The sequence below is a fragment of the Bdellovibrio sp. BCCA genome (assembly GCF_037996825.1).
Classification (GTDB): Bacteria; Bdellovibrionota; Bdellovibrionia; order Bdellovibrionales; family Bdellovibrionaceae; genus Bdellovibrio.
Map to the genome: position 1 here is coordinate 3,120,313 of NZ_JBBNAC010000001.1, position 15,687 is coordinate 3,135,999.

The 15,687-nt window shown below is 44.1% G+C and carries 16 protein-coding genes and 1 pseudogene; 6 read left to right on the forward strand and 11 right to left on the reverse strand.

Going from position 1 to position 15,687, the window contains the following annotated elements:
* Positions 1 to 10: 10 nt before the first annotated feature.
* On the forward strand, positions 11 to 1,915 hold the full coding sequence (gene nrdD / locus AAAA78_RS15085; RefSeq protein WP_340592879.1) for an anaerobic ribonucleoside-triphosphate reductase: 1,905 nt from the start codon (positions 11 to 13) through the stop codon (positions 1,913 to 1,915).
* Here nrdD and AAAA78_RS15090 read toward each other — a convergent pair.
* Positions 1,854 to 2,915 (reverse strand): annotated as a pseudogene (locus tag AAAA78_RS15090) (NnrS family protein); the annotation flags it as partial. The gene nrdD and the pseudogene AAAA78_RS15090 overlap by 62 nt on opposite strands.
* A gap of 174 nt (positions 2,916 to 3,089) precedes the next feature.
* Here AAAA78_RS15090 and AAAA78_RS15095 point away from each other — a divergent pair.
* Positions 3,090 to 4,349: a U32 family peptidase C-terminal domain-containing protein gene (locus AAAA78_RS15095; protein ID WP_340592880.1), complete on the forward strand. Its 1,260-nt coding sequence runs from the start codon at positions 3,090 to 3,092 to the stop codon at positions 4,347 to 4,349.
* 34 nt (positions 4,350 to 4,383) lie between these two features.
* On the opposite strand, the gene AAAA78_RS15100 is transcribed toward AAAA78_RS15095, so the two are convergent.
* From AAAA78_RS15100 to AAAA78_RS15110, 3 genes are all read right to left on the reverse strand, one after another.
* On the reverse strand, positions 4,384 to 4,824 hold the full coding sequence (locus tag AAAA78_RS15100; protein WP_340592881.1) for a pseudoazurin: 441 nt from the start codon (positions 4,822 to 4,824) through the stop codon (positions 4,384 to 4,386).
* Between the two features lie 104 nt (positions 4,825 to 4,928).
* A complete protein-coding gene (locus AAAA78_RS15105; protein ID WP_340592882.1) occupies positions 4,929 to 6,683 on the reverse strand; it encodes a methyl-accepting chemotaxis protein in 1,755 nt (584 codons plus the stop codon).
* A 17-nt stretch (positions 6,684 to 6,700) separates the two neighbouring features.
* Entirely contained in the window at positions 6,701 to 6,838 is a 138-nt protein-coding gene (locus AAAA78_RS15110; protein WP_340592883.1) for a hypothetical protein, read from the reverse strand.
* A gap of 258 nt (positions 6,839 to 7,096) precedes the next feature.
* Between AAAA78_RS15110 and AAAA78_RS15115 the strand changes: the two genes are divergently transcribed.
* Positions 7,097 to 7,615: a cytochrome c oxidase subunit 3 gene (locus AAAA78_RS15115; RefSeq protein ID WP_340592884.1), complete on the forward strand. Its 519-nt coding sequence runs from the start codon at positions 7,097 to 7,099 to the stop codon at positions 7,613 to 7,615.
* Positions 7,608 to 7,817, forward strand: a complete 210-nt coding sequence (locus AAAA78_RS15120) for a hypothetical protein (protein WP_340592885.1) — start codon at positions 7,608 to 7,610, stop codon at positions 7,815 to 7,817. Before AAAA78_RS15115 ends, AAAA78_RS15120 begins: the two co-directional genes overlap by 8 nt.
* 32 nt (positions 7,818 to 7,849) lie before the next feature.
* Here AAAA78_RS15120 and AAAA78_RS15125 read toward each other — a convergent pair whose 3' ends face one another.
* Genes AAAA78_RS15125 through AAAA78_RS15140 form a run of 4 tightly spaced genes read right to left on the reverse strand, consistent with a single transcriptional unit; the run spans position 7,850 to position 12,513 of the window.
* The gene (locus tag AAAA78_RS15125) at positions 7,850 to 9,787 is read right to left on the reverse strand and encodes a nitric oxide reductase activation protein NorD (RefSeq protein ID WP_340592886.1); all 1,938 of its coding nucleotides are present in this window, start codon (positions 9,785 to 9,787) and stop codon (positions 7,850 to 7,852) included.
* Positions 9,788 to 9,790: 3 nt separating this feature from the next.
* On the reverse strand, positions 9,791 to 10,579 hold the full coding sequence (locus tag AAAA78_RS15130) for a CbbQ/NirQ/NorQ/GpvN family protein (RefSeq protein ID WP_340592887.1): 789 nt from the start codon (positions 10,577 to 10,579) through the stop codon (positions 9,791 to 9,793).
* Positions 10,560 to 11,903, reverse strand: a complete 1,344-nt coding sequence (locus tag AAAA78_RS15135; protein ID WP_340592888.1) for a cbb3-type cytochrome c oxidase subunit I — start codon at positions 11,901 to 11,903, stop codon at positions 10,560 to 10,562. The genes AAAA78_RS15130 and AAAA78_RS15135 overlap by 20 nt, the downstream gene beginning before the upstream one ends.
* A gap of 10 nt (positions 11,904 to 11,913) precedes the next feature.
* Positions 11,914 to 12,513, reverse strand: a complete 600-nt coding sequence (locus AAAA78_RS15140; protein WP_340592889.1) for a c-type cytochrome — start codon at positions 12,511 to 12,513, stop codon at positions 11,914 to 11,916.
* A 283-nt stretch (positions 12,514 to 12,796) separates the two neighbouring features.
* Here AAAA78_RS15140 and AAAA78_RS15145 point away from each other — a divergent pair, with 283 nt between their 5' ends.
* On the forward strand, positions 12,797 to 13,537 hold the full coding sequence (locus AAAA78_RS15145) for a Crp/Fnr family transcriptional regulator (RefSeq protein ID WP_340592890.1): 741 nt from the start codon (positions 12,797 to 12,799) through the stop codon (positions 13,535 to 13,537).
* 220 nt (positions 13,538 to 13,757) lie between these two features.
* Positions 13,758 to 13,985, forward strand: coding sequence for a hypothetical protein (locus tag AAAA78_RS15150; RefSeq protein ID WP_340592891.1), 228 nt, complete (start codon positions 13,758 to 13,760; stop codon positions 13,983 to 13,985).
* Here the strand turns inward: AAAA78_RS15150 and AAAA78_RS15155 are convergent.
* The 3 genes from AAAA78_RS15155 to AAAA78_RS15165 all read right to left on the reverse strand — a co-directional run bounded on the left by AAAA78_RS15155 (position 13,982) and on the right by AAAA78_RS15165 (position 15,684).
* Complete coding sequence (locus AAAA78_RS15155; protein ID WP_295899113.1) at positions 13,982 to 14,242, reverse strand: DUF2249 domain-containing protein; 261 nt, start codon at positions 14,240 to 14,242, stop codon at positions 13,982 to 13,984. The two genes, AAAA78_RS15150 and AAAA78_RS15155, sit on opposite strands and share 4 nt — an antisense overlap.
* Positions 14,243 to 14,305: 63 nt before the next feature.
* Complete coding sequence (locus AAAA78_RS15160; RefSeq protein WP_340592893.1) at positions 14,306 to 14,917, reverse strand: SCO family protein; 612 nt, start codon at positions 14,915 to 14,917, stop codon at positions 14,306 to 14,308.
* Between the two features lie 2 nt (positions 14,918 to 14,919).
* Positions 14,920 to 15,684 (reverse strand): formylglycine-generating enzyme family protein, encoded by a 765-nt coding sequence (locus AAAA78_RS15165; protein WP_340592894.1) that lies wholly within the window; start codon positions 15,682 to 15,684, stop codon positions 14,920 to 14,922.
* Between the last annotated feature and the right edge of the window lie 3 nt (positions 15,685 to 15,687).

A 15,687-nucleotide genomic window follows, 5' to 3' on the forward strand; every position in this document is an offset into this window, starting at 1 on the left:
GAGCACACACATGATTCGTCTCAGCCCAGAGCAAATAAAAAATAAAATAGATTTTATCGAAGGTTATCTAAAAGCGCAGAATGCCGCAGAAGGTTCGCGCCTTGATGCCAATGCCAATGTCACTCATAAAAATATTGCGACTTTGGAGGCGGAAATAAATAAGGATATTAATATTCAGATCAATCGAGCTTTGGTTTCAAATAAGATTGCTGATTTATTTGGTTCTGACTTAGCGCGCGAATACATTCGTCAAATCGAGTCCCATGAAATCTATGTGCATGATGAAACTTCTTTAAAACCTTATTGCGCTTCTATTTCAATGTACCCTCTCTTGCTAGAAGGATTGAAAGGTCTCGGCGGTGAATCCAAAGCCCCACAACATCTAGAAAGTTTTTGCGGGTGTTTCGTAAATTTAGTCTTTGCCGTTTCCGCGCAATTTGCCGGAGCCGTAGCAACAGTCGAGTGGCTCATGTATTTTGATCACTTTGCCCGCAAGGATTACGGTCCCGAGTATTTGAAAACTCACACGAAAATTATCAACAATCACTTGCAGCACGTTGTTTATGCTTTGAATCAGCCAGCAGCGGCCCGTGGCTACCAGTCTGTTTTTTGGAATATTTCAGCATATGACGAATATTATTTTAAATCACTCTTTGGCGACTTCGTATTTCCAGATGGCGAAGTTCCTTCTTGGGAACGCGTGAAGGCTTTGCAAGCTCACTTTATGCATTGGTTTAATGACGAAAGAAAGAAAGCTGTTTTGACCTTTCCCGTGGTGACGGCGGGAATGCTGATTGAAAACGACGAACCTAAAGACAAAGAATTTGCGATGATGTGTGCAAGGGAACTTAGCGAAGGCAATAGCTTCTTTATGTATATGAGCGAATCCGCAGACAGTCTTGCTAGCTGTTGTCGTTTGCGCAATGAAATTTCAGACAATACATTTAGTTACTCGTTAGGTGCCGGGGGAGTCGCCACAGGGTCCATCAATGTCATCACCATTAATATGAATCGACTTGTGCAAAAAGGTCTTGATCTGAAAGATACGGTTCAGAAAGTGCAAAAGTATCAAGTCGCTTATCGCACTTTGATGCAGGAGTATCTCGAAGCGGGAATGCTCAGTGCGTATTCATCCGGATTTATCACCTTAGATAAACAGTTTCTCACTATCGGAATTAACGGCATGACGGAAGCGGCAGAGTCGCAGGGTTTACGCGTGCAGAATAGCGCCGAGTACAAAGACTTTGTTCGCGAAAAGCTCAAAGTCATTTACGACGAAAATCGTAAAGCTCGCGAAACATATGGCTATATGTTCAATACCGAATTTGTTCCAGCTGAAAATCTGGGTGTTAAAAACGCCCAGTGGGACCGCAAAGAGGGACTTTTTGTTCCACGCGATTGCTACAATTCGTATTTTTATGTGGTTGAAGATATGAGTATCAACGCTCTTGATAAAATGGAATTGCACGGAAAAGAGATGATGCAATATCTTGATGGCGGATCGGCTTTGCATTTGAACTTAGAAGAAAAATTAAGTGCGGAAGGATTTTACAAACTTTTGAAAGTCGCGGCTCGATCCGGTTGCAACTACTGGTGCGTGAATGTGAAAATCACTATCTGTAATGAGTGTGACTTTATTGATAAGCGGACTTTGTATCGCTGCCCCGAATGTCACAGTGAAAATGTCGATCATGCAACACGAGTGATCGGCTACTTAAAAAGAATTTCAGCCTTCAGTGCCGCCCGCCAAAAGGAAGCAGCACAGAGGTACTACCATACTAAGGATTCTTCACTCGCAAAATCTTCGGCAAGAAAAGATAGCCCCACACCAAAAGCCCCAACGTCCATGTATAAGCCGCATACAAAAGATGGGATTGATAGATATGCGGAGCAAAACCCGCCGACAAGCGTGTGAGTCCCGCGAATGCAATCAACAGAGCTCCAAGGAAAAGACCCTTGGAGTTCTGCTCCAACTGCAGACCGTGATGGCCGTGAGATAAGCTGACTCGAACCGCCACCATGAATGTCATCAGTGCAAGACCCGAGACGTACACAACGTGAAGCAAGTGAATACGATAGTCAGGGAAAAAGGCAATTCCCCACTGCGCCACAACGATGAACCACGCTGAACCCCAAAGCCACCAACTTTGGAAAGCACGGCGTTTAGGAAACTTATAAATCTTCCAGAAAAAGAATGCGATAAAAGTAATAACGCCTGCTCGCAAAAACTGCGCAATAACGTTCATACCCGTGACTTCCAGAACATAACTACCCAGAAATAATACCGCCAAGGAAACAAATAGTTTAATCCGCGGGGCCACTTTCTTTTGCTCGGTAGGTAGCGGCGCCCACCCCAACAAAGCCGGAATCAAACGACTTCCTACTCCTAAGACAAGGCATAATACGTAAGCTTGAAGAGACAACAAACGAGCAAATGTATAAAAATCGCTGTGAATATTTATAACTTCGCCCAACATCAAGATAACACTTCCAAGAAGACCGGCGCCTAATCCGAACCCGACGAACAAAAAGGAATCCGGAGGATTGCTTTTACGTGCAAAAAAACGGCGGGCCATATACGAAATTAAAAAAACAAAAACCGCAACCACGGCTGTATAAAAATAAAATTTACTGCGCGGCAGGAGGCTTAAAAACAAAGTACTGATCAAGGCCAGTGAAATTCTTTGATCCCATTTTGTCGGACCAAAACTAGCCGTGAACTTAGGGGCCGCAGTCATTAAAAATCCGCAGACGAAACAAAGAAAAAAACCTCCAGTCATAATTTCCGGATGACGAAGTCCCGGGTACGAAACCATATTCCACGGAAAAAGAATCCACAAAAAAACTCCCCATACTCCAAAAGCCCAGCCCGCAGGGAAAAAGTATCTATAGCCGTCTATCTGAGTTGTATTCATAATGACCTCGCATCTATTCGTCCTTTTACAACATAGCAGGCTCCTTCCTAGTTCGTCTTTGATCAAGATCAAGAAATAAAAACTCCTCCACCTCCCTGGCGGATTTTAGGATGCCTCCCTTGCACTCTGACAAGCGTCCCCTTAAAACTACCTGCCTATTAATGGAGGCCAACCATGACTCCCGAGTTGCTAATGCCCGCGGGTTCGCTTGAAAAATTAAAATACGCCTTTCACTATGGCGCTGATGCCGTTTACGTGGGCGTACCTTTATTCAGTCTGCGCGCTCGAGAAAACGAGATGACGTTCGAAGACCTTCAGCGCGGCATCCAGTTTGCCCGCGAAAATGGGAAACAAATTTATGTCACGGCCAATATTTTCGCGAGAAATTTGAAACTGAAATCATTTCGAGAGAATTTTAAAAAATGGGTCGACCTAAAACCCGATGCTTTTATTATGAGCGATCCGGGACTTATGATGATTGCCAAGGAAACAGATCCCAACGTCAATATTCATTTGAGCGTTCAAGCCAACTGTATGAATTGGCAAAGTGTGAAGTTCTGGCAGCAACAAGGAGCCTCACGAATCATTCTTAGCCGCGAACTCCGTCTTGAAGAGATCAAAGAAATCCATGAACGAGTTCCTGATATTGAACTGGAAGCATTCGTACACGGTTCTATTTGTATCGCCTACTCAGGCCGCTGTTTGCTTTCTCATTACATGAGTTACCGTGATGCCAATCAGGGCGTATGCGACAACAGTTGCCGCTACGGCTACAATATCCATAAAGCGGAAACAAGTAAAGAAGACGAATATTACCTCGAAGATCTGCGCAACAAAGGACAGTTTTATCAAATTGATGAAGACGAAAATGGCACCTACATTATGAACGCCAAGGATCTTTGTGTGATCGAACATCTTCGCGAACTGCGTGATGCGGGCATCTGCTCCTTCAAAGTGGAAGGGCGAACTAAATCTCTTTATTATGCTTCGATGGTTGCAAAAATTTATCGTCAGGCCATTGACGACATGGCCGCCGGAAAGGACTTCGACCGGAATCTTTTGCTCGAACTTTCAAAAATTCCCAATCGCGGTTATCACAAAGGATTTGTCACCGGCAATCTAAGTCATCACTCTCAGGAATACCGTCATTCAACGTCACGTCACTACACGCAAAGATTTGCCGGGATTGTTCTTGGTAAATCTGAAAATTCAAATTTTCTAAAAGTTGAAACCCGACACCGGTTGCGCACCGGTGATGAAGTGGAAGTTATTTCTCCTTTAAAAACACAGAAAGCCGTGGTCGGAAAAATTCTAAATGCGAATAAAGAACTTGTTCCACAGGCCGGTGGAGGCGGATTGGTCTTTCATCTGGAACTTCCTGTGGAAGCTGCCCCGAATTCTTTAGTCAGTCTAATTGAGCACTCAGGGGGATGAGGCAATCCCACCTGAGCGCCTCCCGCACGGGATTTTATTTTGCCTGCGCAAGATACTTATCAAGACGATCTTTGTTCATTGCAAACTGCTTAGACATTTCTTGGGCTTTCGTTTTTACTTTGTCTAAGTTTTTCGGACTGCCAACTTGAACGACACCGACCATAGCCATCGGAAGATGGGCTTTACATTCATATAAGTAAAGGCCTTCTTCTTTCATTTGCACCGTGAACGGTTTTCCCGAAGGACTGCTCCATGGCTTGATTCCTTGCGGAGTTTCAACAGACGAAACATCGTGACCCACATCAGTTGGTATAAACTTAATGCTGTCCCCTTTATTAACTTTCAAATAGCCCGGCTCAAAAACCATGATGCCGTCTTTACCGTTATTAAGCATTTTAACTTCGTGAACGGCTGCGGATGCCCAAGATCCGGAAAATAAAATTGCTGCTAATACTACTTTTTTTAATTCAGTCATAAATGACTCCTTATATCTGCATGTCATGCGACTCATGATCTCTGCTTTGTTAAATAAATTATCAACGAATCATTTCTTAGAATATGACGTCTGTCATGAATGACTCAGGCTCCCTCCACAAGACCGGTCAAACCAATCGCTAGATGTTCTATGCTGTCGGTTTGCTGCCTCATTTGTCCTGCAAAAGCGGAAACTTCTTCGGCGGCTGAAGCATTCTGTTGCGTCGACGAATCAAGCTCGTTCATAGCTTTACTAATTTGTTGAATGCCAACCGCCTGCTCTGAGCTTGCTGCCGCGATTTCGGTATTAATCTGAGAAATGTCGGATATGATTTTAACAATCGTCTCTATCGATTCACGACTGAGTATCGCTCGATGAACTCCGTCTTGAACCTTCACGGAACTTTCTTTTATAAGCGTTGTAATGTCCTTTGCAGCGGAGGAACTGCGCAATGCCAGCGCGCGTACTGCGTCGGCGACAACGGCGAAACTCTTTCCTTGTTCGCCGGCTCTTGCAGCCTCCACGGCGGCATTCAAGGCCAACAAGTTTGTTTGAAAAGCAATATCCTCGATGACGTTAATGATTTCTTCAATCCTGTTAGAACTTTTAGAAATGTCTTCCATCGTCAGAACAAGAGTTGCCACTTGGGCTTTTCCGTTTTCAGCGGCCTTAAATCCCTCTCCTGAGATATTTGCCGCATGCTGAGCCTTTTGTTCATTTTGCGTCACAATGCTGTTGATCTCTTCAATAGATGCAACCACCTCTTCAAGAGCACTCGCGGAGTGGACAGAGCCGTTGGCCACCTGTTGGCTTGCGGCATTTAACTGTTGTCCTCCAGAAGCGATGGTCTCTGCCGCATGCGAAAGGTCTTCCACGGCGGAGTGAAGAGATGTTGTTAGGTTTCGAATGATAATCACGCCCAAAATTGAAATTAAAATAACAAGTCCCAAAAGAAGGGCCAGCGTAAGAAAGAACAAATGAGAGGCCGAAGACCTAAGATCTTCAACTTTTTTATTAACGCTATCGACTTCAAAGGAGACAACAGCACCCAGAGAATTTAGCGACGAAGTTATAGATTCATAGAATTGAGCGGGATCTTCTCCGAAGTGACCTTCCGCAGCCCGACTGACGACTTTGGCGTAGGTTTGCTCCACATGCAGCCAGGCAGTGGATTTACGAAAATCATCAAGTTGAGTGCGTGCGGCTTCAGAGACAACCAGGTTCGGGGCGTCTAAATTGACGCTGATTCCGCTTCGTAAGGATTCCAACTTGGAAATATCTTGGATCGTTATTGGGCCATCCGCTGCCAGAATATTTAAAAGATTGGCTCTTAATCTCCCGCCATATTCTTTGGCCATTTCCAGAATCGTAAGACTCAGAAAATTCATTTCAACGCCATTTAAAGACTGATCTGTAGCGACTAAAACATCCAGTTTGATGAGGAGGCTGATCAGTCCGGTAATTTCTTTTGTGGCCTCAGCGGCACTAATAGACTTGGTACTTACTGAGCTTCGCAGTTTCTCCAACCCCGCTCTGGTTTCTTCCAACACGGACTGAGATGGATCTTGGGACTGAATTTTAGCGACTTGCTCTTGAACTGCACGCCACTTTGAATCGACAATTTCAATTTGACTGTTCAACTCATCCTGATGAATTTTACCTGCTAAAAACAAAGAATTCTTGGCTCTTTCAAGTTGCACCTGATGCAGAAGCTCTGAATTTTTCTTTATCAAGGTTCCATTTTCAGTAATAGCTTGTGCTTCTTTAAATGTTCGCCAATGGGAATTTAAATAAAATGCACCATAAACAATACAGGCAAGCATAGGAATAAGAACAAGTCCGATTATTTTTAATCTCAAACTGAATTTCATATCTACTAACCGCCAACTAATATAAGACCTATGGCACAAGCCCCACAAATAACCATAGAACTACCCACAATTCCAATAGCAGCGCCCGCTACCATCACGGCTCCCAGAACATTTCCTACAATGACATTTTTAAACGTTTCCATTTTGTCTCCTTAAAACTCTCTCTATTTAATCTTCCAAGCTGAATGAGAAACATGATCTGAATCAAAAACACGACTGTCCCCGCTAATGTTTTTATTTTTCATGATCTCCGTCATGCAGACGCAGAATAAGACTTTCCACCCCCATTTCATTTTTGCGATAGTCGTCCCATGGAAACTTCCGACTCTCTCGACAAAAAATTTTCTTTTGAAGAAATTCTCAATCCTCCCGGTGGATTTTTGATGTGGCTGGTTGTCCTCATGGAAATCTTTATGTTCGGCGCTCTTATCACGATTGTTGCCAGGTACCGGCACTTCAACTTATCAATCTTTCAGGCAGAGACGGGACATTTGCATTTACGCGATGGTTTGATATTCACCCTGAGCCTTTTACTCAGTGGATTTCTTGCAGCTGAAGGAGTGCGATTTTATTTCTCTAATCAACGCCGCAAAAGCTTTTTCTACTTTATTGCCAGCACCGTATTTGGTCTGAGTTTTTTAGTTCTCAAGATTTTAGATTTTGTAAGCAAGTCTGAACTGGGCCTGGGAATCGAGAAAAACGATTTTTGGCAATATTATTGGCTCTTGATGGGATTTCACTTTTTGCACGTCATGGTGGGGGTCTTTATTCTTTTATCCATCTGTCTTGGAATTTATAAAAACAAATTTGAAGATGCGGAGTTTTCCGTCCGTGGCGGAGTTCTTTTCTGGCATATGTGTGACATTGTCTGGTTGATTATTTTTCCACTTTTCTATTTAGGAGGAATCCTCCATGAATAAAATCGTCTTTGCTCTCTTGTTGCTTCTTCTAGGAGTTGGGCTCCTTTTTCCCACGGTGAAATTCGTCTTGTTTCTTGCTTTGATCAAAGTTCTTTTAGTAGCGTTTTTTTACATGGAGCTACTTCATGCTCACGTTGCGTGGAAGCTTGCAAGTACGGGATTATTACTTGTCACCTTCGCCGGCTTGTTTCTTTTTATCTGAAATCTTAAGTCGCATTCTGTCTTACCTTTCATTTAATGAAGCAGTGGCAACAAAAGCGTCGTCAACGCTTGAGGAAGTTTATGAGGGTTGGGTAAGATTTGAATGTGTCCGAGCCCAAACATTTGCGGCAGATAAAACTTGGCCTTTTCTTCGATCGCCAAACATTTAATAAGAACATTTTGTTGTTGAGCTTCTCGCACGGCTTGCCTGATGTCTTCCATTCCATAACGGCCTTCATACTGATCGTAATCGGACGCCTTGCCATCGCTCAACAAAACGATAAGCTTATGTCGGGCTGGAGAATCTTTCAGAATTTCTAAACTGTGCCGCAAAGCGGGACCGATCCTGGTGTAACCGACGGGCTCTAGCGTATTTAACTTTCTTTTAAACTCAGGCCAAGACTCTTCGAAATTTTTGAGTTCTTCAAAAACACACTGATGCCTGGTATTGCTATGAAAGGCTGCGACACTTAAACACTCTGGCTCTTTTGGAAAGGCATCGCCAATCAAACACACGCTGTTTTTTATAACATCCAAAATTCTTTCATTGGCGACCCAAGAGTCCGTTGAAAGACTGCTATCAATTAAAAAAAGGCACTGCCAGTCTTTGTGATGTTTTTTACTGCGAATGTAAAAGCGGTCTTCTCCGGAATTTCCACTTTTTAGATCCGCATGTCGAGTGACTAAGGCATCAATATCAAGCTCTTCCCCTTCGCGCTGCCTTTTTTTCCACAGGGGTTTGGAGCGAACCTGTTGAAAGAGTTTTTCAATTTCTTTCTTTTCTTTAGTGTAGGATTCAGCCAGCTGAAAGGGTGTACCTGCGCCGGGAATGCGGGCCTCAACCCGACACCAATTTTCTTTATAGCTTTTTTTCTTAAAATCCCACTCGGGATAAAAATGCACACGAGGCGAAACTGGTAAATCTTCCTTGCTTAGAAGATCCGGAGCCACACTATGCATCCGTACATCCGCTTTATAAAGCGACTGCGTCCTTTCCCGGCTTCGGGTCACCTCGCGCATATTTAACTCTTCCAGAGCCTCCGCATGATCTTGCAAATCGTCGTCGCCGTCCTGGGTGCGCATTCCCCCTTGATACTCCTCTAAAGTTTCAGCTTTTTCAAAGGAATGGGTCACAGGATTATTGGTATCTCTTTGCTCCTCAAGATGCACCTGCACAATGTCTTCACGATTTTTTCCCTGCACTTCCGTTCCATTAGCTAATGCCTCGGTGGTCGTTTCTTCATCTGTCTTTTCTGTCTCTTCAGAGAAGGAATTCGGAGACATAAGAAGACCCCAGAGTACAAAGGCTTCTTCTGCCACCGCAGGACCTAGAGGAAGTGAGGCAAAATGAGTTTTATAAACAGCGTCAGCGAACTTCCAAAAACTGAAAGTACTTTTATGGGTGTTATACAAAATACTTTTCCAAGAGCTGTCTTTGGGGCTTTCGCACAAAAGATCATAAATCCACTGGGCGAGAATACCATTTTGTGAATTTCGATCTTGGCCTGAGAGAGATTGCAGTTCCGCCAAGGTTCCTTGTCTTAAAGTCTCAATCACTTGAATTGTGCCTGGAAACTCCAAGGTAATAACCTTATAGATTTGGTGAACCGCCAAACAGGTGTAAACTTTCTTTTCAATTTCCGAAAGCTCGCGCGGCGGCAGACAAAATCCTAACTGTTTAGCGGAACAATAAAACAGCGTTCTTTGAATGTAGAGCAATTCATTAAGGCGTTTTGACGAAAGAGGACATAATGATTTCGGATAATAAAAATGCACTCCAGAATAGCCGCCAATTTTCTCTGCCTCGTGAATTTGTATCGGTTCGCCGCAAAGAGATTTGGCAATAACTTGAAGGCGAGTCTCCAGTTCTTTTAAATCAGCCTTTTGCCCATAGTGCGGTGGCATAGGATCCGCCGAGATTTTTTTAAAAAGTCTGTAACCAAAAGAAAAAAACTTTTCATCTAGGCCCATAATCTAAAAAATCATGGCGGCCACATCTTGTAAGGCCGTCATAATATCTCCGTCATCCGTGAGAGGTTGAACAATAGCGACGTCACATGAACGACGAGGCTCCAATCCATCACGTATTAACTTCGCCGCATCGACAAGAAGCCGAGTTGATGCCGTTTCCGCCAAACCCAACTCTTTGAGATTGCGAATTTTTCCCGCAAAGCGAACCAGCTTTTGCGCCACTTCCAAAGAGCATTGAGATTCCGCTTTTACAATTTCAGATTCGAGTTCGGGACGAGGATAATCAAAATGCATGGCCACAAATCTTTGTCTTGTGGAAGGTTTCAATTCCTTGAGTCCTCGTTGATATCCCGGATTAAAACTCACGACGAGCATAAACTCCGGCGAGGCTTTGATTTCTTCATTGAGTTTATCCAACGTGATGGCACGACGGTGATCAGTCAAAGGATGAAGGACTACAATCACGTCTTCGCGAGCTTCAGCGATTTCATCCAAGTAAAGAATTGCACCTTCGCGCAAGGCGCGCGTGACCGGGCCGTCTTGCCAAATGGTGTCTCCACCTTTGACAATAAATCGTCCCAATAAGTCTGTCGCCGAGGTGTCTTCATTGCAGGCGACAGTAATCAGAGGACGCCCTCTGCGAGCCGCCATGGATTCAATGAAGCGGGACTTTCCGCATCCTGTAGGCCCTTTCAACATCAAGGGCAATTGATTGCGATAAGCGCTGTCGAAGATTTCTTCTTCATCTGCGACAGCTTGATAAAAAGGTCCTTTAATTGTGGGCGCCAGCATTTTCTACCTTCCCTTTGGGCAATCCGTACTTAATAAAGATCCAAATAAAGGCGAAAATTCCAAGACTGAATAAAGCGGCGGCAAGGACGAGGCCCAAGAAATGCACTTCAATTTCTTTTTGTACTAAAAGAAAATCCATGCCCATTTTTCTTTCCAAGTAGACTTGCGCGACACCTGCGATTCCGAAGGCGACCGTCATTGCAGTCATGCCGATGTTAGAAGTCCAAAAAGCGAAAGAACTCCAACCGCTGTCATAAAGTTTTCGGCCTGTAAGGTTCGGCATCGCATAAGCGATCATTGCAAAAACCAACATGGCGTAAGCACCCCAGAATGCAAGATGCCCGTGCATAGCCGTCACCAGCGTTCCGTGCGTGTAAATATTGACTTGAGGGAGTGTGTGCGCAAAGCCCAGAAAACCAGCTCCAACGAATGACATCACGGCACACCCAATGGTCCATGTTAAGGCCAAACGATTGGGATGTTGGCGTCCTCCCTTTTTCGCCATGGCAATGGCGTAAATCGCCATTCCTAAAAAGGCCACTGGCTCAAGAGCACTGAAGAGCCCGCCGATCATCAACCAGTAACGAGGAGTCCCGATAAAATAATAGTGGTGTCCTGTCCCTAAGATTCCCGAAAGAAACGTAAAGCCGACAATGACGTAAAGCCATTTTTCAATAACCTCGCGATCTACACCCGTGAGCTTGATCAAAAGGAAACTGAGGATAGCCCCCATAATCAATTCCCATACACCTTCAACCCACAAGTGAACAACCCACCATCTCCAGTAAGAGTCCATTGTTTGATTGACAGTCGGAATCATGCCCGGAAGATAAAGCAAGGCCGCACTTAGCAAGCCGAAGAAGAGAACCATGTTCGTCGTGCTATATCTTCGACCTTTCCAGATCGTTCCTCCAATAAGGAAAATAAAAAGGAGAACATCGACAACAACAAGATAATCCAGCGGTCGCGGAATTTCTAAAAACTTTCTTCCTTCCCACCAATTAAAATGAAAGCCAATAATTGCCGTCACGCCCACCGCCACGAACGCTCCCAATTGCACGTAGGCAAGTTGCGGAAGAATCAACTCACGATTTGATTCCTCCGGTGTGATGTAATAAGCGGCACCCATAAATCCCGCCAGCAGCCACATCACCAATAAGTTCGTGTGGGTGGCGCGTGCCGTGTGAAAAGGAATGACACTGTGTAAGCCGTCGTATCCCATATGGGCAAAGCCCATGATAAATCCGTAAACAATCTGCAAAGATAAAAGAAGCATGCACACGGCAAAGAAGTAGTAGGCTATTTTCTGTGTTTTAAATTTCATAACAGAATCCTTATTTCAACAATGAAAGATAACTTGCGAGTTCTTGAACTTGTTCGTCGGTTAAAGGCAGTTTTGGCATTTTAGAATCTGCCTTCACCGCGACGGGGTCGCGCAACCAGGAGACAAAAAAGGCATGTTCTTTACGGCTGCCCACACCATCCAACGCCGGTCCCACAGAGCCTCCCTTTCCTTGCAACATATGGCATGCAACACAAACCTGATCAAAAACTGCAGGACGTGGCGGAAGAGAAGACTGCGTCAGAGTCGTCGGCACTGGAGCCGGTGCCGGCGCGAGATCAGGCTTTGCAGGAAAACCGTTAAGATCCGTCTCTCCGATCCATTTTAGGAACGCCACCAGAGAATTGATTTCTTCCTCTGTAAAATTATATTTCTGCATCTTTCTTTGGCCTGGATACATTGCCGCCGGATCTTTAAGCATGGATTTAATGAAGGCTTCTCCCCGGCGTTCATAAACTTTGGTGAGTTCGGGAGCATAATAAGCTCCTTCTCCCATGATCGTGTGACACCCCATACAGTTGTTGTGGTCCCACAAATCTTTGCCGTGAATGACTTCGGGAGTGATATTCTCTGAGTGCGTTTGTTTAGGCACTCGTTGAATTGTATCTATCGTTAAAATAACAAAACACCCGGAACAGACAATGGTACCGATGAGAAAAAACTTCTTAGCGGCCGACTTTGATAACATGAAAACTCCTTTGACCTTAACAACGTCATCCTAAACAAAGAAGTTTTCTTGAAATATGATCCGGATCAAGAACCGCTTCAAATACATACAGTTCCACCCCCGGGGTTGAATTGAATCGACCGAAAGAAACTTGATCCAGATCATAGAAAGCGCGGCATAGACATGAGAACTTCATTTTGAGGTTGCTATGTTAGACGTAACTCAAAGACTCAAAAGCTTGGATTCATTCAACCCTCTTGGTGAAACATCATTGAAAGAATTGTCATCCCATTTTGAAATCGTTTATGTCAAAAACAGGGAAATTCTTTTCAAAGAAGATACTCCGATACAGGATCTCTATATCGTTCTTTATGGATCTTTTAAAATTCAAAAGAAGGGTTCTAATTCCTCTCCGGTTATACTCAATTTCCTAAATCGCGGAGAATTTCTAGGGATCGCGATGGCAGGACTCACCTACCCGGTTTATCCGGCCACTGCTGTCGCCAATGAAGATGCAGCACTTCTGCGGTTCTCAAGAAATTATTTTTTAAATGTTCTTATGAAGATCGACAGCGTTCGCGCCACCGTCACGAGACAAATCAGTGAACGCTTCCTTGAATTCCAGCATGACCGTTGTATGGAAAACGTGCGCACTCATCAAAGGGTCGCCGATCTTTTGCTTCGACTTCTGGATCGACAAGGTGAAAAAAGCGGATCGCAGATCCTCATACCACTGACCCGCAAAGATATCGCGCAACGGGTGGGAACCAAAGCGGAAACTGTCATTCGAATCCTTAGTATCTGGAATAAAAAGGGGTGGATTAAAACCGTGGACCGGCACATCGCCATCATCAACTATCAACAGCTTAAGGAGGTTCGCGATGAAAGAACTCCTGAATACACTCAGATTGCAACATCAGACGATTTTGAAGATGTTGAACCAGCCTGAACGGGTTCGTGATCTCATTCACTTTGTCGAGCAAGAACATCATCCGCTCGAAGAATTGGAACTGTTTCCGTTTCTGCAAACTCAGCGCTGCCTTCATGAAGGAGGTCCTCGCTGCACTTTTTTTATGGGTATAAGGTTGGAGCTAAATCCTCTGAGCGACATGCAGAAACATTTAAAAACTTTTTATACAAAAACGTCCTTTCGCCCCAAGGACTATCCTGTGCCTGACTGGCTGACTCCGCAAAGTCCTTTAAGCATTCCTTTTGAAGAACATGTGATAGGGGCGGATCTGGCGCAAAGTATTCTTTTTCTTTTGGAACCGGAGAACGCTCATCTCCATCAAGAATTTTTCAAACTTCTTTATGACGATTACTGCCGTCTTTTAAAAATGCACATTGATAAAGAGGACGGATGCCTCTTTATCATGTGCGAGAGAGTTCTGACTTAGTCTCCACAGAACCCGCAACATCCTTCTTTTTTCTTCTTAGTGATTTTTAATCTCCACGTCTGAGGGCCTTGCTCCAGATATTCATGTTCAAACTGGCCGCCTTTTAAATCGTTAAACTGTCTTAAAAGCGGGATTGGATCATGAGTATTTACGATCACTAGACTTTCTCCACCTTCCAAATTGTCGAAACTTTGAAAAATAAAGGCGTGTCTTTCGGGGCCTGGAATCTTTTGGGCTTCAATGACGAAATCGGTCATAAGAGAATCTCCTTTTTCTTAATTCAAATTAAGAGATTCTCTTTGGGAAAACATTGATCGATATCAATTCTTTAAAAATTTTATTAATTCTTTAGGTTCTTTATCCGCGCCAATCTGCTGGCCGCGAATCACGCCCTCTTTGTCGAGAACAGTGACGATGAAAGAGTGGTCGTAATCGTTGCCTTCCATCTTTTTATATTTAATTCCCAGTAAATTGGCGATTTCACGCGGTGTTTTATCGGAGGAAGAAGTATAAAGGCTCCAACGGGAACTGAGCTTTCTTTTCTCTGCATATTTCTTCATCACAGAAGGAGTGTCTACCTTCGGATCAAAACTTACGATCACAAATCGCGCCTTTAAACCCTGGGCATCCACTTCTTTTTCCAGTTGTTGCATCTGAGAGATAATCAAAGGACAGGCATAAGCGCAGCTTGTATAAGCCATGGAAATAACCACCGGTTGTCCTTTTAAAGAAACAATAGAAACTTTTTTCCCATTCGAATCTAAAAGTTCTGAACCTAAGTTATAGATAGACTCCTCACTGAGCTTTGCCGGTTCCACAGCTTCAGAGGTTTCGTTCTTGTCGTGATGCTCGTGCTCATGGGCTTGAACCGCTGAGGCAGATAGAGCAGAAACCAGACTCGCTATTAACACAAACTCTCTTAGGTAAGACATAATCACTCCTTGTTTTTTACACAGCGAAATCCAAGATTTCTGACTGTGTATTTTGCCTGCAAGCTGCTACGAAAAGCATAGCGCATGAAGGCCGCATAATCGGCAGGATCCGCAGCGGAGGCCGCACCTCCGCCACAAAATAAATTTCTATCTAAAGCGACATCGGCCCGCGATTCTCCAGTCACCATGGAGGAATTAAAATCCTCCACCCATTCCCAAATAAGCCCATGCATGTCGTAAACACCGTCGTTATTGGATGCACCAGATCTGACAGCAGGCAAAGGCCACTCGGCACTTTTTCCGTACCACTCTAAAATCACAGACTTCAGATCTTTTTTGTCTTTGTAAGGAACAAGTCCGACATATTCCCACTCATCAATACTCGCCAGACGTTTACCAAGACTGTCGCAATAAGCGCGAGCCGCATACCAACTGATGCGCACGACAGGGGAAGAAGCCATTGAAGCTTCTCCAAAGTTGAGATCTTCTTGCCAGTATTCCAAATAATTATTGTCAGAGAATATTTTTTTTACTTTGCTTTTACGCCATTCCGGATGAGTTTTCACGAACTCCAGATATTCCGCATTAGTGACAGGATTTCTATCAATATAAAACGCGGAAACTTTATGAACGGTTTTATCAAGAAGCGCCGGCATTCGAAACGAACCTGCGGGGATAAGGATCATGTCCGCTCCCCAGCCAGGCAAAGACATAAGCATCCCAAGAATCAGAATGACTTTGCATGCGGATTTCTTGAGATGCTTCATAAC

Excerpts from the sequence above, each read along its gene's own strand:
- AAAA78_RS15160 (WP_340592893.1), bottom strand. The coding sequence starts at position 14,917 with ATGTCTTACCTAAGAGAGTTTGTGTTAATAGCGAGTCTGGTTTCTGCT.
- AAAA78_RS15100 (WP_340592881.1), bottom strand. The coding sequence starts at position 4,824 with ATGACTGAATTAAAAAAAGTAGTATTAGCAGCAATTTTATTTTCCGGA.
- AAAA78_RS15125 (WP_340592886.1), bottom strand. The coding sequence starts at position 9,787 with ATGGGCCTAGATGAAAAGTTTTTTTCTTTTGGTTACAGACTTTTTAAA.
- AAAA78_RS15165 (WP_340592894.1), bottom strand. The coding sequence starts at position 15,684 with ATGAAGCATCTCAAGAAATCCGCATGCAAAGTCATTCTGATTCTTGGG.
- nrdD (WP_340592879.1), top strand. The coding sequence starts at position 11 with ATGATTCGTCTCAGCCCAGAGCAAATAAAAAATAAAATAGATTTTATC.
- AAAA78_RS15135 (WP_340592888.1), bottom strand. The coding sequence starts at position 11,903 with ATGAAATTTAAAACACAGAAAATAGCCTACTACTTCTTTGCCGTGTGC.
- AAAA78_RS15145 (WP_340592890.1), top strand. The coding sequence starts at position 12,797 with ATGTTAGACGTAACTCAAAGACTCAAAAGCTTGGATTCATTCAACCCT.
- AAAA78_RS15110 (WP_340592883.1), bottom strand. The coding sequence starts at position 6,838 with ATGGAAACGTTTAAAAATGTCATTGTAGGAAATGTTCTGGGAGCCGTG.
- AAAA78_RS15115 (WP_340592884.1), top strand. The coding sequence starts at position 7,097 with ATGGAAATCTTTATGTTCGGCGCTCTTATCACGATTGTTGCCAGGTAC.
- AAAA78_RS15130 (WP_340592887.1), bottom strand. The coding sequence starts at position 10,579 with ATGCTGGCGCCCACAATTAAAGGACCTTTTTATCAAGCTGTCGCAGAT.
- AAAA78_RS15120 (WP_340592885.1), top strand. The coding sequence starts at position 7,608 with ATGAATAAAATCGTCTTTGCTCTCTTGTTGCTTCTTCTAGGAGTTGGG.
- AAAA78_RS15095 (WP_340592880.1), top strand. The coding sequence starts at position 3,090 with ATGACTCCCGAGTTGCTAATGCCCGCGGGTTCGCTTGAAAAATTAAAA.
- AAAA78_RS15155 (WP_295899113.1), bottom strand. The coding sequence starts at position 14,242 with ATGACCGATTTCGTCATTGAAGCCCAAAAGATTCCAGGCCCCGAAAGA.